The 17,909-nt window shown below is 34.7% G+C and carries 13 protein-coding genes; all 13 read right to left on the bottom strand.

The window, feature by feature from the left end; all coding sequences use genetic code 11:
* Nucleotides 1-12 precede the first annotated feature (12 nt).
* The gene (locus tag I6760_RS03385; RefSeq protein ID WP_196593090.1) at nt 13-2,022 is read right to left on the bottom strand and encodes a BamA/OMP85 family outer membrane protein; all 2,010 of its coding nucleotides are present in this window, start codon (nt 2,020-2,022) and stop codon (nt 13-15) included.
* A 35-nt stretch (nt 2,023-2,057) separates the two neighbouring features.
* Nucleotides 2,058-2,642, bottom strand: coding sequence for a hypothetical protein (locus I6760_RS03390; protein ID WP_196593091.1), 585 nt, complete (start codon nt 2,640-2,642; stop codon nt 2,058-2,060).
* Nucleotides 2,643-2,808: 166 nt separating this feature from the next.
* Nucleotides 2,809-3,432: a sigma-70 family RNA polymerase sigma factor gene (locus tag I6760_RS03395; RefSeq protein ID WP_196593092.1), complete on the bottom strand. Its 624-nt coding sequence runs from the start codon at nt 3,430-3,432 to the stop codon at nt 2,809-2,811.
* Nucleotides 3,433-3,468: 36 nt separating this feature from the next.
* Nucleotides 3,469-7,779: a translocation/assembly module TamB domain-containing protein gene (locus I6760_RS03400; RefSeq protein ID WP_196593093.1), complete on the bottom strand. Its 4,311-nt coding sequence runs from the start codon at nt 7,777-7,779 to the stop codon at nt 3,469-3,471.
* A gap of 39 nt (nt 7,780-7,818) precedes the next feature.
* The gene (locus tag I6760_RS03405) at nt 7,819-9,291 is read right to left on the bottom strand and encodes a TolC family protein (RefSeq protein ID WP_196593094.1); all 1,473 of its coding nucleotides are present in this window, start codon (nt 9,289-9,291) and stop codon (nt 7,819-7,821) included.
* 22 nt (nt 9,292-9,313) lie between these two features.
* Entirely contained in the window at nt 9,314-10,588 is a 1,275-nt protein-coding gene (locus I6760_RS03410; RefSeq protein WP_196593095.1) for an MlaD family protein, read from the bottom strand.
* Nucleotides 10,589-10,612: 24 nt separating this feature from the next.
* The gene (locus I6760_RS03415) at nt 10,613-11,347 is read right to left on the bottom strand and encodes an ABC transporter ATP-binding protein (RefSeq protein ID WP_196593096.1); all 735 of its coding nucleotides are present in this window, start codon (nt 11,345-11,347) and stop codon (nt 10,613-10,615) included.
* A 13-nt stretch (nt 11,348-11,360) separates the two neighbouring features.
* Nucleotides 11,361-12,125 (bottom strand): MlaE family ABC transporter permease, encoded by a 765-nt coding sequence (locus I6760_RS03420; RefSeq protein ID WP_196593097.1) that lies wholly within the window; start codon nt 12,123-12,125, stop codon nt 11,361-11,363.
* A gap of 105 nt (nt 12,126-12,230) precedes the next feature.
* A complete protein-coding gene (locus I6760_RS03425; protein WP_196593098.1) occupies nt 12,231-14,180 on the bottom strand; it encodes a SpoIVB peptidase S55 domain-containing protein in 1,950 nt (649 codons plus the stop codon).
* A 36-nt stretch (nt 14,181-14,216) separates the two neighbouring features.
* Entirely contained in the window at nt 14,217-14,516 is a 300-nt protein-coding gene (locus I6760_RS03430) for a biotin/lipoyl-containing protein (RefSeq protein ID WP_196593099.1), read from the bottom strand.
* An 86-nt stretch (nt 14,517-14,602) separates the two neighbouring features.
* Nucleotides 14,603-16,003, bottom strand: a complete 1,401-nt coding sequence (locus I6760_RS03435) for a phosphodiester glycosidase family protein (protein ID WP_196593100.1) — start codon at nt 16,001-16,003, stop codon at nt 14,603-14,605.
* A 353-nt stretch (nt 16,004-16,356) separates the two neighbouring features.
* A complete protein-coding gene (locus tag I6760_RS03440; RefSeq protein ID WP_196593101.1) occupies nt 16,357-16,755 on the bottom strand; it encodes a rod-binding protein in 399 nt (132 codons plus the stop codon).
* 29 nt (nt 16,756-16,784) lie between these two features.
* Complete coding sequence (locus tag I6760_RS03445; RefSeq protein WP_196593102.1) at nt 16,785-17,894, bottom strand: flagellar basal body P-ring protein FlgI; 1,110 nt, start codon at nt 17,892-17,894, stop codon at nt 16,785-16,787.
* Nucleotides 17,895-17,909: the final 15 nt, after the last annotated feature.

Raw genomic sequence — 17,909 nt, forward strand, 5'->3', positions numbered from 1 at the left:
CTTTAAAAACATCTAAAACGACCCGCCTATTGAGAAGTTAGTGCGCCCGCCATCTTCTCCAATACCATAATCCAAACGAAGCGGTCCTACAGGGGTTTCAATCTGAATACCAACACCATAACTATGATGCAGGGAAAGTTTATCTTCAATAGGCTGCCATGACCAATTCCGTCCACCCCAGGCATCACCCATATCAAAAAACAACGCTCCCTGGACTTTAGTGATAATAGGAAAACGATATTCTATTGATCCTAAAATCATCTTGTTTCCCTTAAACTGATCATCTTTATAGCCACGCAGAGTTCCCTGACCACCAATTTCAAATCTACCTGCCTCAGGCAGATCATGGTTAGCATAACCACCATTGAGTTTTAACGCCAGTACATGAGAATGACCTAAATTATAAAATCTCTGGGTATTCAATATATATTTATCATAGTTGAAATCACCACCTAATCCAGCAGCTTCAACAGATACACTGTACCTGCTTCCTTCCATTGGATTATACACATTATCTCTTGTATCTAACACATGCATAAAAGTTATGCTTCTGGTAGTACCAAAATTACTGTCCTTCCATTCCGTATTGTTACTTCGATCTAGACCATCTTCATGCCCTGCATACTCATCTTTACGATTTCTCAGTGTTATATAATTAGTAGAATATTCATTAACAGGTCTTCCTAAAGTAATTTCTCCACCTTTATAACTTCGGTCATAATCTTCAATTTCATTTCCGTCAGAATCATAGTCGTCATACTCATATGTACGATTATAAATACTCAGGCTTAAGGAAGTTTCTTTAGAATCGAGCCAGGGATGTCTATAGCTGAAAGTAAATCCACGGTCATTATTATCATCACCACCAAACTCATACACCAGCTTAGTAGCATCTCCTGTACCACGGAAATTACTATCACTTAAAGTAATCATACCAATAAAACCATCGCTATTACTATACCCAGCTCCAATCCCAAAAGAACCCGTACGTTTTTCCACAACAGTTGTTTCGATAATCACGCTATTAGGATCTTTTTCACCCGGCAGCAGTTTCATATTTACATCTTGAAAAAAACCCAGATTATAAATCCGCTGCATGCTTCTTTTTGCCAGTTTCGCATTAAAAGCATCTCCTGGTTTCATTCTCATTTCACGTGTTATTACTTTCGTTTTTGTTTTATCATTACCCTTAACTACATAACCTTCTAGGATGCCTTCATCAAATTTGAGATTTAAGACACCATTTTCATCTATTGCCATATTGCTTACTTTAGCAAGAATATATCCTTCGCTTCTATATTCTTCTTCAATGTTAGCAATATCATTACTCAATGTTTTGCTATTTAATATCTGCCCTACTTTAACATGCAACATTGACTTAATCTTGTCAGTGGAAATATCCCTATTTCCTGTTATGTTAATCTTACGCAATACCGGATTTTCCATAACATGGTAAGTTATTTTCACGCCTTCAGGTACCACTTCATAGGACGGAAAATTATCATAAAATAATCCTGTTTCATAAATAGCCTGTCTATCAATTGTAATATTTTTACTGGCAAATATATCACCCGGTTTAATTTTTACTGCATCCATAACGGTTGATTTAGTTAGTGTAGTTAAACCAGCAACATCGACACTCACAACTGTCATACCATTATACTGCGCAGCTGAATCAACAACTTTTTTTTCTTCTGGACGCTGTTTTTTCCACTTTTCAATAGGATTTTCTTTTTCTATCATTTTTTTATTGCTGGAAACGGCCTTATTTTCTTCAGCCGGTAAATCTTTTTTTACAATTGATTCCTGATCAGTTTTAACATCTATATCTTCATCTTCTTTTTTTAATTTATCAGTTGCTGCCAATTGAGAAGCTGGTTCTTTAGGATTATTATCAACAATCACATTATTATAGGCTGTACCATTATCTTGCGCGTGAGCAACTGGTATTTCCAACATAGTGACATTTGTTACGGCCACAGCTAAAGCACAAGCTAATAAACGACCCTTATTTTTGTTCAAATAAATTACCTCCTGAATCACTTTCTAATTTTTTATTATTCTTGCAATGTCTTTTTTGCTGTTCGCATTAATTGCTGCATTTTTTTCGAAGGGACTTGAGTCTGCACTTTAGGATAATCTGACTTTTCCTGCCTGGAAATTTTATTCATATGGTTTGCTGCAGGTGTAGTTATGACTTCTTCTGGTACATTGGTTATCTCTTTTTTTTGTAATTTATGACTGGAAAAATTTGTTTCAGCAATATTATTTGTTATAATTTTTTTCTCTGGATCAACGGAGGCCAGCTGTTTTTTGGCTTTATTTACTGCAGGATTATTAACAGTAGTTGCTATAACGGGTGTTCTCTTACTTTCATCATAACTATTTGATTTTCCCCATAACCAATAACCACCAGCCGACAAAAATAACACAATTGATGACAGTAAGACAACATATTTCACCCATATTGGATGAAAAGTATTATGCCGCTTTTCCTTTGCACATTTCAATTCAGCTTCCGCCAACATAATGTGAAGGTCTCCGCGAATATCATTATCATTATCCAATGATGTTTCCGCCTTGCCCAGCCATTTTTTAGCAGCTGCAACATGATCTTTCATTACTTTGTCAACTTTTGCCATATGACTGCCCTCCTTTATCCATGTCTATTAATAATATCCAATAATAAAAAATTATTTTACATGTCATTTTCAGGTAAATTTAGTTATATTATACTATATTCAGGAAATTAATACTATTTTTAAACATATTTCAACACATTATCTTCATATCTTTATCATTAGCCTTTCAATGCCAATGCTGCATAAATTTTGCCATCATACCACGTAAACGACGTACCGCATTTTTCTGCAGTCGATATACATGAGATAAACTGACATTCATTATATCAGCTATTTCTTGCGGAGCTTTATCCTTAAGATATACACCATCTAAAACCACTCGTTCCTTTACCGGCAGGCGAAGCATTTCTTTTCGTATTTGTCCCTGTAAAAAATTTTTCTCAGCCTGATTTTGTATATTTATCTTATCATCTGCAATTACTATTATATCATCAAAAAAATCATATAAACTACAGCATTTTGCCCCTTTACATTCTTTATCAAAATAATTTAGTATACGTCCCTTAATACGATGGACAGCATATAAAGAAAATGCTACTTTTTTCCCCGGATCATAGCGCTCAACAGCTTCGATCAAACCAACAGTTCCTTCCTGTATTAAATCCATGACAAACTCAACGTGGGAAAAAGGTTTTACACACTTAAATACAAGCGGCTGATATGATTCTATTATCTCACAGCGTGCATTTTTATCATTATTTATTTTATAGGCTTTCCACAGTTTTGCTTCCTTTTCCGGTTCCAGCAGAATAACCTTTTGTATTTCTGCCATATACTCTCTAAGCTGCATACCAGCCGCCTCCTTTCACCAATATTATTATTTACACTAAAATTTAATATTAGCCTGCAAGGTAATTTTATATCCATCTTTTTTATCCCATTCATTTAAAATGCTTATATTATTATTCAAATCATATTGCACACCATATTTATAATCATCATAATTTATACTGTTAGTGTATTTTAACATCATTTTATTAGAAATATATTTTCCAATTTCTATATTATAAACTTCATCATAGTTATCCTGATTATTTCGTACGTTTCCGTTATATATAGTATCTCCTACTACATTAAATTCATCCAATTTCAAAGTATCACGCATAAAGTTTCCTATTTCATTGAAAAAGCTCATTTGAAATCCGATAGAAGCAAGCTCTGCTAAATCGGCTGACCCAATACGGCCGCCCTCCCGATAATTATTGCGAAAAGTCAAAAGCTTAATTATTTCTTCCTGACTCATCGCCGGTTCTGATACAAGAGTAAATTTCATTTTTTCCACAGGCCCTTCTGCTGATAAAAACACTTTAGTCTGCATCAATTCCGTATCAGCTTTAAAAACTATACTAGGGAAAAAGGAACCAATTTGGTTGAAGGAAGCAACACCTTCACGTATTTTAAAAATTGTCTTTAAATAATTTATCGTACCTCTATCTACGATAATTTCACCTGATGGCAGTGGATATTTTGTCGTCCCACCAAAATGAATATTTCCCGAAATATCCATATCATAAAGCATTGAACTAGCAAAACGAACATTTTTCCCGACATTTATGCCTAAATCTAATATCATCTTTGGCAAGATAGAAATATTATTATCTGGTATCCCAGGAAAAGATATGGTGGCCTTCTCTATGTTTACTGTCCCTGTTAATTTAGGCATAACTCTACCAAATAAATTTTCTTCTGTCAAATTGCATTGCGCACTAAATGGTCCACGATAATATTTACTGTTGATAGATAATTTATCCATATTCAAAGTAAATTTGTAATCACGCAGACCTCCACCTGTAAGCAATGTATCACCTACAAGAGAATATTTCCCAGAACCTATTTTGCCACTGAAATCATTTACTTTCATTTTTTCACGGTTGAAAACAATATCAGCTTGCATATTTTGTATGGGATCTACCAATCCTTTTAATTTTACTGTACCATTATGCATTTTTATGAATCCATCAAATAAAGGATGTGCTAAAGTACCATTAATTTTCAATCTTCCTTGTAAAGGTCCAGCAGCCCAATCAATATCTTTAGATAAAAATGGCAAAATACTCAAATCAGCATTATCTAGTGATATATCAAGATCAATCTGATCGTACTGTGTAAGCATTTCCCACGGCTTCGCCTTAAGTGCTACAATAGGTACCCGCCCACTGGCAGATGCTTTGTACTGTCCTTTATTTACTAAAATCTGATTAACATTTATAACACCGTCTTTTAAATTTAGAAGCCCTGTCATCCTGTCAAATGTTGCTGTGCCTATTCCTCCACCATCTATTTCAAAAGAAACATCAGCCTGAGGTTTTTTTGTTGTGCCTTTTATTTGCGCATATGCATTCATGATTCCCTTCGCATCGACATCATAATTCATCAGTTCAGTCATTAATTTAGCATTTATGCCTTGTGTTGAAAATATTATATCAATTGGCCCATTTATATTCCATGTACCTTTTGCTGCAACTTTTCCAGCTCCTTGTTCACCATAAAATTTATTAATTTGTACAATATTATTCCTATAAGATACATTAATAACAATATTTTGCAATGGATATTTTTTTAAATATCCATTTTTTATATTTCCATCTAAATGTATAAACGGATCAGCAAAATTCCCTCCCATATTTACTATCCCATTAAAAGTCCCAGTTAAATATTTATTTTTAAAGTCCGCTATTGCTGCCAAAGATTTAATATCAACTGCATTAACATTCAAATTGCCCATAAGCTGCTTTGTCTGCAAATCCATCTTCCCTTGAAGTGAAATCGTTCCCTTATCCTGCCTGCATTGTATTTTCGGGAAAGACAATATCCCATTTTGGTAATTGCACTGCCCGATTACATCAGTTATTTCCACCCCATTGAAAATAAGTTTTTCAGCTTTAACGGTACTGGTAAATATTATATTATCAAAAGTTCCTCCTACATGCCCTGTAAAACCTGCTTCACCTTTTATAGGATAAGGAAAATATGCTGGTAATTTGGCAAGGGATATTCGATCTATATCTACTGCAAAGTCGAGTTTATTATTATCTACTTCTCCACTTATTTTTGCAGACAAAAACGGAGTTTTGATTATAAAATCTTTTAAAATGATATTCCCTGATTCATATACATAATTGCCATAAGCTGCTGTCAATAAAACACCATGATAGCTTCCCTCATGAAAAAACACATGCCCCTGTACTTTTATATCATTAAAAGTACCTGTTAAATGCAGTGTATTATCTATATTTCCTGTTATAGGCTGACCGGGGAAAAAAGCAGCGGCTATATTCTCCATGCGGGCATTTTTAGTATTTACAATTAAATCTACTGGGTGGTTATTTTTTAGACCAATAGTCCCTATAGCACTGTGAACAACATTATTTTTATCATTTTTCATAACAAATTTATCTAAATGGATACTATTAGCATTACCAGAAGCAGAAAGTAATAACGTATGATAAGGCTGCTTTGCTATCTGCCCATCAGATGCCCCCAGTTTTATCGTCAAATAAGGATCTGCAATATTGCCTTGCAAATATCCATGAAATTCTGCCCGTCCACTTAATGGAACAGCCATATATGTATTCAAAAGACTTAAATCAACATTTGATCCATAAAAATCCACATCAATATTTTCACTATTTAAGCTGCCGGAAGCAGTGATATTACCTTTTCCTACCAAATCAGCTGTAAAAGTTTGTAAGCTTATCATTTGCCCAGCACTTTTTGACAGCACAGCATTTGCTTGGCTTACTTGTATACCGTTATAGCTACCATTTTCTAGTGATAATACAGCATAAAATACCATGTCATCAAATTCATTTATCGTTCCTTTAAACACTGCATCAGCAGATATTTTACCCGACAATGCTGGTAAAGTACGGGGCAGACTTTTAGCAGATATATTTTTTATCTGGGCATGCCCTTGATATTTTTTACTACTAAGGTCAAATATACCTTCTGCACTAATTATCCCTCCATAGCAATTAGCAGAAACCTTATCCAAATAAATTTTATTATTAGAAAAATTTCCCTGCACTTTGGCGTTGCTAAATGAATACCCATATATTTGGCCTTGTCCAGCTGAAAGCTCTGCTGCAATCACAGGATTTTTTATACTACCAGTGACGTCAGCCGTAAATTTTACATCACCGTTAAACGGACTTTCTTTAAATATACTATGCGGATTGATTTTATTTGCACTAACGGTCATAGAAATTTTAGGATCAGTTTCTATTGTTATTTTCCCATGTAGTTTTACCAATTGTCCTTTTACAGCAGCATTGGCAAAAACAACTGCGTATTTGTCTTTAAGAATAACTAACCCTTTAATATCTGTAATATTTGTATCCATAAACTGACACTTTCCGCCAGTTACCTGTAATTGTCCTATCACGCTAATTTTTCCATTTGCCGGTATATTTACTGATATGTCTAATTTATTTATTATTCCTGCTTTTATTTTTAAATTACTAGGAATTTTACCTGAAGGTATAAATATACGGTATTTCATTATATCTATTTTATCTGCTCTTATGTTAAAATGCTTTGCATATTTATCCATAAAACCATTAATATGTATTTTGCTACTTTCCTGCATCATATCGATTTTAAATACAGTTTTATTACTATCTGATAAATCAATTTTTGCATTTACCTTGTCTATTATAAGTTTCTTATTTTTTATATTCCCATTAACTAATCCATCTTTAACAACAATATTACCTCTAAATGCATTATTTGTCTGATTCTGCACTAGAATATCATTATAATTCCAAGTTCCATCTTGATATTCTATAATATTCATCTGCGGTTTGTTAACTATTATTTTATTAACACTTTCTGTTATTTTGCCTGTTAAAATTCTCCACGGATTGAACTTAACACCAACCTTATTAGATTGTAAAAACAAAATGCCTTTTTTGTCATAGATAGCTACCCCGTCTGCCTGAATAGTCGAAAATGAAGTTATTTTAACTGACTGAATATTTATTTTTGTGTGTATTGACTGAGTTAATATATTACCTGCTGTTTTGGCTGCTCTTTTCATAAAAGATTCAGAATGGCTTATATAAAAAAAAGAAGCCGCTATAAATATACAGATAAATGCCACTACAAATATCGCAATTTTTTTCCACGGCTTCTTCATTATTATCCTCCCTTAATTTCTGTTATATTGTCTTATTTTTCAGCCTCTGTCAAGTACATCCAACTGTGGTGAATCATTTTTTTGTTGATCTATCTGATTTGTATTTTCAGCTTTTTGTTCTACTACTTTCTGTTCTGTAGTGTTCCGTTTTATTGCCTTTTGTTTTACTACTTTTTCATCTTTTCCTTTATCTGCTTTATTATTATTGTCAACTACTGCTTCAGCTGGCAACCCCATCGCTTTATTTAAAGCAGCTCTGCTTATCGTATAATCGTATAGTGCCTGATTATAATTCATCTGTGCTGTAACATAATCAACTATTGAATCCAGTCTGTCACTGTTCGTGCCTACACCAGCCTGATAACGTACCTGGGCTATTCTATTATCTTCAGCCGCCTGGGCAACTGCAATTTTTGTTGTTTCTATATTTCTCTTAGCTGCTTCCATTGATAAATATGCCTGACGCACATCCAAAAGTATCTGGTCATTTGTTTCTGCAACTCCCTGCTGTGCATGTATTACTGTTGCTTCAGCCTGCTTAACCTGGGATTTCGTGACAGAACTATCAAAAATTGTCCAGTCAGCCTGCACACCGATAGCAGACTTATCCGTCTGATCATCATCAAACATGCTATTCCCTGCTATATCTTTTTGCGCTACAATGGATACCTGCGGCAAATAGCCAGCCTTAGCCGATTTCACTGATTTTTGTGCCTGCAATACTGCCTTTTGCGCAGCCAAACCATCCGGTCGATTCTGCAATGCTGTATCCATACATTTTTGCAATGTATTGGGATACTCTGTATTTGTAAGATAATTGTCACTTGGTTCCACATCAGTCAATACATTCTGTCCAATCAATTTATTAAAATCTGTCACAGCAATCTGTAAATCATTTTCAGCAGTAATCAAATTTTGCTTTGCATCAGCTAAATTCACCTGGGCCCGCAGTAAATCTGATTTAGGAACAACCCCTGCATTATACTTGGCCATAGCTACTTTTTCATGTTCACTATATTGTGTTACTGCTGACTGCCGCACCTTCTTTATATTCTGGCAATCTAATATTTTATAATAGTCCTGAATAGTTTGCAACTGTATAGTTTGTTTTTCATTTTCCAAAGTAAGTGCACTAATTTCTACTCCCAAATCAGCACTCTTATATTGATTTTCTAAAGCCCCACCAGTATATACTGGGATACTTGCCGATAGAACATTACCATAAGAATGGTCTATATCATATTGATTATAATAATGTCCACCTACTTTATTAGCTGTTCCTTCCCATGTTAACTTAAGACCTTTATTGCCTTTTGCTTCTCCTAAAACAGCCTTAGCTTTTTCTAAATCAGCCTCTGACTGTTTTATCGAATGATTATTACTAAGTGCTTCAGTAATACTTTCTTCCAATGACATCTGACGAGCAAAAACCGGATTAGTTAAAGACAATGTCATAAACCCGCTTAAAATTAATGCCGTTAAATTTTTAATCAATTTTTTATTGTTTTTCAATTTATTTCCCCCTAAAAATTTTTTAAAATTCCTTACGTATTCCAAAATAAGCAGCTCTATCTGCATCGTTTAAATCACTTATCTGCCCCAATAAATAGATATCTGACGATAGCCTGTATTGACTGCGCAATTTTAACCTTACATCATCAATATCATATGCATCAACAGAAAATTTCCATGGACCACTATAAGCATCAATACCTAGTCCAGCTTTATTATCAATTATCCCTACTCTGCCGGAAAAATTTTTATTACCTGACCCCAGCTGTAAATTCATTGCCGGGTTGTCACCGCCTATATCATCACCTCCGATTAACAAAAAATCATTAGGATTATTATATATTTTTAAATCAGCATTTACCATCAAATCTGATTTTTTACCACTATATAAAACTTCTGTACCTGTTTTCATTTTTATGGAATTAATTTTTTTCATCATATGATCTGCACGCTGAGAAACATCACTGGCATTATGTATAATATTACGCAGTTCATTTGCAGTCTGTGGATCAGAAATTACTGGTTCTAAATTAGCAGCCATATGCTCTATTCTTGTACTGGTTTGTGCCAGATTACCAACAGTAGTACGCATGTCATCTGTCATTTTTCCATCACCATTTAACTGCTCGACCATATTTTGCACATCACCGGTAATATTCTGCACATTAGCCGATGCTACTGTCAAATTACGTATAATATCGTTTATATTGGCCTTATTAGCCTGCATAACATCTGCCATAACCGCTGTTGCTTGATTCATATTATCAGTTATCTGTTTTATATTAACAGCTGATTTTATCAATGAATCCTGTACTTTTGGATTAGCTATCACCTTATTCATAGCCGTAACCATTTTATCAACTTTATCCAAGGTATCAGCTGCTGACTTTATCAACGCATTTATACTGCGCTCTTCAGTTCCTCTCATAACTGCCCCATTTTCTAAATACGCTTTGCTAGGATTCCCATTTGAATAAATATTAACAAACTTTTCTCCCATCAATCCATCACTGGAAATAGTAATAACAGAACTCTGCGGAATATTAACATTTTTCTTTATTTCTAAAACAACTTTTGCTCCCATTCCATCTGTTTTTACTGAAGCTACATCTCCCACATCTACTCCAGCATATCGCACCAAAGCTCCTGGTTTTAAACCATCTACATATTTAAACGAAACCGTTACATTATAATGAGGCGGACCGCCAAAACTAAAATGACTTAAACGAACTATAATTGCCAGTGCTAAAACTACTGCTATCACTGTAAATAAGCCCACCTTGGCCTCTGTAGTCATATAATCGCCTCCCTACGAAATTATTTATATATTATTTCGACCACCACTTATAAATTCCTGTACACGTTCGTCCTTGGATTCCCTTATACTTTTTACATCCCCCAATGCTATTATCTGTCCTTTATAAATCATTGCTATACGATCTGCAATATAATATGCGCTATTCATATCATGCGTAACTACAACAGAAGTCACGTTCATTTTTTTTTGTGTATATTTAATAAGATTGTCTATCTTTCCTGCCATAATGGGATCAAGCCCTGAACTAGGCTCATCATAAAGAATAATTTCTGGTCCAAAAGCTATTGCCCTTGCCAAGCTTACTCTTTTTTTCATACCACCGGATAATTCATTAGGCATATAGTGCTTAAATTTTTTTAAGCCTACTAATTCTAATTTATCATCGACTATTTTTTCGATTTCTTTTTCTGTAAAATTGCTGTGTTCATTCAACCCAAACGCAACATTTTCTGCAACTGTCATTGAATCAAATAATGCCGAATATTGAAAAACCATTCCCATCGTCAACCTTATTTCATCGAGTTGTTCTTCATCCATATGAGATATCTCTTTATCTTTTATCCAAATCTCTCCTGTAGTAGGTCGTTCTAACCCGATCATCAATTTTAGCAGTGTACTTTTTCCCGAACCACTGGCACCTATAATTGCTAAGGTTTCACCCTTTTGTATTAATAAATCTATATTTTTTAATACCATATAGTCTTTATAAGATTTGTTAACATTAACTAACTTTATCATTCAGTTCACCTTTTCAGCGATATAAAATTATAGATAAAAAACAATTGAAAAAAAATATCGCTATTATTGCATCAACCACTGATTTTGTTGTTGCCTTGCCTACCCCTTCTGCTCCATTTTCCGCATTTATTCCATAATAGCAGCCAATTATAGCAATAATAGCACCAAAAACAACTGCCTTTATCAATCCTCCTGTAAAATCATGCGCAATTACAAAAGTATTTATTGATTGCATATACATGAAAGAGGAAATATCATAATAACTTGCCACTATCCATCCGCCAAAAGTTCCTATTATATCACCAAATACTACTAATAATGGCAGCATAAACATGCATGCTATAAATCTTGGAACCACAAGATATTTTATCGGATTAGCCGCCATAACTTTTAATGCATCTATTTGTTCTGTTACTTTCATAGTGCTTATCTCCGCAGTTATTGCAGCCCCAACGCGTCCTGCTGCTACCACTCCCGTCAAAACTGGCCCCAATTCACGGCCAACTGCAATTGTTACAACTCCACCAATTGTAGACTGTGCGCCAAAGCGTATAAATTCCGTTGCTGTTTGCAAAGTAATTACCATTCCAGTAAAAAGCATTGTAAGTGTGACTATAGGTAATGTATCCACACCTAAATGGGCCATTTGCACTAAAACATGACGAGGGCGGGGTATGTGCTTACATTGAGTTAGAGTCTGTGCAAATAAAATTACGAAACCTCCCCATGTTCCTAAAATCTTTAAAACAACAGACCCAATCTTTTCCAATATAAACATTTAATCCCTCCTTGCATTTATATTATATAAAAACCCTACTCAATGATTTTAACAATAATAAAAAAAATAGTAAATACTAATTTACTATTTTTTTTAAATTAACCACTATTTTATTTCTTTTACCTTTAAGTTTATCCGTACAACATTATCTATTACATAATTAGTTGATGCTTTTACTCTATCAACAGCAGCATTCTTATTTCCAAGTTGGCCGTTTTTTTCCATTTTTTGCTGCATCTTCACAGCATCTTCTATAGCTTTTTTCTGTTCTTTTTCATTTTTTATTGGTGGAACAACTCGATCTACAATAATCTCATTATTTTTATCAGTCTGCAAAAAAGTATTTATTTTATCTGCAGCTGTAAGCGTCTTATTTTCCTCTGGGCTTAAATCAACTCCCTGCAGTGCTAATGCCGACACAGGTATAAGTCCACCGCCTCTTGCTTCTATCGTCATATTTCCTGCTATTTGATTTTTAGGAACTATATAGGGAATCAGCAATTGTTCCCTAGGTGCACGATACGGCTGCAGAGTTAGCTTAAAATTCACTCTTTCACCCGGATAAACAATACTCTTATCAGGTACTATACTTATGATTGATGCAGTTTTTCTAGCTTCATTAAATGATATTTGTGCTTCTACACCTGTAATGTCATACTCCTTATTAGGATCAGAACATATTATGTCAAGCACCTGCGCCAAATCTGACACAGCAAACTGTCCTACATCTGTTCCATTGTAATACATATTGCTGCAAACCACTTTACCACTGGGAACAGCATCTGTCATTATCTCAAATTTAACATTTGCCGTTCCAGCACTTAAGCTGTCTATAGCCCGGTCCAAAGACGCATATGTTATACCTGCTGTTAAATTAGGGATCAACTCTTCATCATAAGCTATATTTGTACCAAACACTTCATGCTTATTCAGCTGTTTGTCATCTACAGTCACTCTTACCGGTACAACTTGGGGATACTGTCCTGTTATTCCACTGACACCTGCATATCTATCCTGATTAATACGGCCAATTATTTTTCCAAAAGAAGACACTTTCTGCCCGTTAACAAGACCACTAGCAGTTCCAATAATAGCCGCATTTGTCATGAAATAATTTACATTTCCCCGATAAGTAAAAGGATGTCCAAATGCCAGGATTTTATCACCGTCAATAGCCGTAATAGTTCCCACTGCTCCGACAGAAAAATCACCATAAGCAATTGCCACACCGACGGAACTGCCTGGCTTCAAATCAGCTTTTCCCACAAGACTATCATCATCTGAATTACCCGAGGCCGTACTCATCATATATGGATACATATTAAATGGCGCTAGTTCCTTTTTCAAATATTCCATTCCTATACTTGAAAAACCATTAACAGCTAAAGGTATACTTTCCCCTTTTAATTTTGTTTCCTTTTGAACACCATAATTTTTCTTCCAGCCTTTTGTATCCACAAATTGGACTTTATTAAATTCCTCTTCAGTTGCAGCATTAGCCTTTGCAACCGATTTTTTAATACATTTTTTTTCCGTTGTATCTTTTTTCCATATTTTATCTAACTCTTTTTCTTCTTTAAGCACTTCCGCCTTATGGCTTTCCAGGCTTATTTTAATCTGTTTTACTTTTTTAGTATTTGCCCTATTATCCGGCATATCCCATAAAGCAAGCATATCTTGTATAGGTGTTATATAGAATACATGCGGATTAGTGTCACTACCTATACCTCGGGCAACTGCACCTATCAAGTATCCATCAACATATACCGGACTACCACTCATACCATGAATAACTCCATTTGTGTCTTGCATCATAGGCCCATAAGCTTTTGCCATTATTTGCCTTGGAGCCCCTTTTCCATTATCTTCTACACCAATTATTTTTACATTAAAACTTTTAATTTGATTTCCCTGAACCACCGTTCTTGCCATTCCAATCATGCCAGGTCTTAATTGTTCTGTTGTTAAAATCTTTGGCATAGCAAACGCGGTGATCGGTAACAGCCAAATTAAAAATGACAACACTACTGAACAATATTTTACAAAATTACGCAAAAAATTCACCTCAAAATTATCATGGATTTATATCTATTATTTAGTAATTATACGTGCTACAATTTGTCCTGCTTCTATTTTTTCCCCTGGATGAACTAATATTTCTTTTACTATACCATCTGCTGAAGCTCTACATGCTGTTGTACTTCCTGTAATTGTAGATATCTTTACCAGTTCGCTGCCTTGCGTTACATTATTCCCTGGAACTGCCGTCCAGGAAACCGTGCCTGATAAAGCCGATTTTTCATTTATCATTGACTGAGCAGTTGCCATATGATAAATTCCTGCTATTATACCTATGCCAATTATAAATGCAAGTAATAACTTTTTTTTCATTTTCGAGCTCCTTTCTCTGCCATACTAATATTCTCTCTTTAATTATACAGTAGCTGTTTCTAATAGCAAGAAGAATATTTTTCTTTTTATTTCTTTATAACTGCCAGACTAACTCCAACAGGCCTTTGTATTCCATCAGAAGGTGAATTAATGACTTCATTTTTAATCACTAATTCCGATGATCCGCCACCATCAAAATTAACTGCATTTTTTGCCCCAAATTCAATTAGCAAGCGAGCCAATTGCTTTAACGTCAGGCCATCACTTATCGACTGACGTCCATCAGCTACCAGTAACAAAACATGCCCATCATTAGTTATGCCGACAGCAGTACGTGGTGACTGCCCCCCTGTCACATCAGGTCCTATTTGTTCTTCTGCGGCGGTTATGTCAATCTGCCCATTCTTTACCAATTGCGGCCCAACCCCAATTATTTCTGAAGCTTTATTCCATTCATCACTGCCCAAATCTTCATTTATAGTCATTTCATCGCCAACTTTAAGCCCGTTCAACGCATCTTTCATTGTTCCGTTTGCCGATATTACAATTTGTCCATCTTTTAACAGAGTATCATTAGTGTTTATCTTGACAATTTTATTATTTTCAACTACATATTCTATTCCATATTCATTAGTTTGTGTACTATCACCATAAAATGAATTATATTCAACAATTGTATTTGCTTCCCGAGCACAATTTACTCCGTTGATAAAAAAATCGCCATTTTTGGTATGAACACTACCACTGTAGCTTACCTGTCCTATAATTGGTTTTCCTGCTGCATCTATTCCAAACGCAGTACGTTTTAAATAAGTATTTGTTGCAATTGTTCCATCTATCTTAGTTAGTCCATACACTTCTTTTTCTCCGCCAAAATAAGAGGCATTAACAGCAGCTACCGCATTATAATAACGGGCCATATTCAAAACTGTATTTTTCCCTAGAGTTCTTCCACCGCCTAGTACTGGAACAAAACTGAATTTAGCCGGATCTATATTAGCTATATAAGCTGTCAAAACACCATTTTCATCGTACCGACGAAATGTTGTATAATCAAACCCATCCATTACATGATTTACTGAAGAATCCTTATAATATCTTTGTATATCTATAAAAATTCTGTCAGGTGAATTTAAAACATTCACCGTGTATGGCTGTTTTTGCTTAAGTTCTATTGATACCTTGCATCCAGCCTGAGTATTACTAATATTAAATGACTTTATTACATCATTCGGTGCTGGTATTTTATCCTTCACTGCCTGGGCATTGACACCTGAAATATCAAAAACAATGCACTTTCCATCCTGTTCTGTGCTAACATTATAAACAGGTTTATCATCAAACTCAAATACAATACGTTCTTTTTCTGGTGATATACTGGAACGTATATCCGTCATGTTTATTGGTTTACCAGCTGCAAACGCTAATGAATGAAATAAAAAAATCAAACCAACAAACAAAAAATATATTTTATATAATCGTTTCACACCAAAATCTCCCTACACTTTTATTATAATAGCAATTTTATTAAAAATTGCTCTACTTAATTAGCCATATATTATCTCATACATAAACTTTAACCATACTTTATATTATGCTGACTGATGTAAATAACAATTTTTTTATCATCTTTTTCCCTTATTTTATGAACATAAATATTTCCTGCATATTTTTAGTAAAAACAATTAATGTCTTTTTTCACTAATATATAACTAATATAATCTAAAATCACAAAAGAGACCACTGTAAATAATATCATTTGGAGTCAAATCATCAAATATATGATATCAACTGCAAATAATTATCTTTACAATAGCCTCTTTCAAATATTAATAATTTCTCATTTTTTATAAGCATGTGCTACGGCAGTTAAGGGCTGTTTTACATTTTCCCGCTTTATTTGCTTATACATCATATCAGCTAAGCCCATTCCCCCAGCATCAGCTAATTCCTTAGTCATTTGGGTATCATGCATTGATCTTAAAATGTTATCTGCATTAGAATCACCTAATAACGGATCCTTAGGCACTGTCTTTCTCATTTCTTTATACATCAGATCAAGAAATAACGCTTCAAATTGTTTACAGGCATTTTTCAACTTAGCATCATTTTTATTATCTGCCGAAGTCTTTGCCGCATTTTCCAATTGATTAGCTGACTCTTTAAATTTTTTCAATTCCTGAGCCTGCTTTGCCTGTTCCATCATAGGCGAAGACAATATGGGATTTATTGTTTCCATTATTACTCCTATATTACTCCTAAAATTTCTTATATAACCTGCAAGTCTGCATGCAACGCTCCGGCAGATTTCATAGCCTGCAATATGGCAATAATATCCCGTGGTGTTGCTCCAACTGCATTCAATGCCCCTACAACATCGTTTACATTTGCTGTAGCATCCAACACAATAGTATTGGCTTTTTGTTCTTTAACATTAGTATTCTTATTTTTTGTCACAATCGTACTTCCCAAGCTATATGGAGAAGGTTGATACACATCTGTTGATTTATCAATACTTATACTAAGACCACCCTGAGCAATAGCCACCTGATCAACAGTTATATTGCCTCCCATGACAATTGTTCCTGTTCGTTCATTTACTACTACTTTAGCCACTGAATCTGGTACAACTGATAAATTTTCAATATTAGCGACAAATCCTACTACATTATTACGATAATATGGTGGCACCATTACTTCGATTCGACCTGGATTAACTGCTGATGCTACATTTCCAAAATGAGAATTTATTGCATTGGCTATTCTTGCAGAGGTGGAAAAATCAGCATTATCAACTGACAATGAAATACTCCCATCCTTACCTAAAGTATCTTCTACATTTTGTTCAACAATTGCTCCATTAGTAGCAATCCCCACTGTAGTAATATTCTTACTGCGTCCCGATGTAGAATATCCCCCTGTAGCAATAGGTCCCTGCGCTACCGCATAGACCTGTCCATTACCAGCTTTTAATGGTGTCTGGAGTAATACCCCTCCAGCCAAGCTTTTCGCATCTCCCATTGACGCTGCGGTAAAATCAATAGTATCACCAGCATGTACAAATGGTGGCAATGTTGCCGTTACCATAACAGCGGCCACATTTTTCGTCTTCAAAGATGCTGTATTTATACTAACCCCAAAGTTTTTAAGCATATTTGCTACAGAATTAAGAGTTTCTATTGTTTTATTACTATCACCGGTCCCTTGTAACCCAACGACCAGCCCATAACCTACAAGCTGATTGGAACGCACGCCCTCAACTTTTGCAATATCTTTTATTTTTGCTGAAGAAACACCTGCCGCCAAAGACATTCCCTCAATTCCCAGTATCATAATAAATACTGCTAAACAGCTTATAAATTTTAATCTCTTATCCATATATCTCCCTCTATA

It is taken from the genome of Pectinatus sottacetonis, assembly GCF_015732155.1.
In the GTDB taxonomy this organism is placed as follows: domain Bacteria; phylum Bacillota; class Negativicutes; order Selenomonadales; family Selenomonadaceae; genus Pectinatus; species Pectinatus sottacetonis.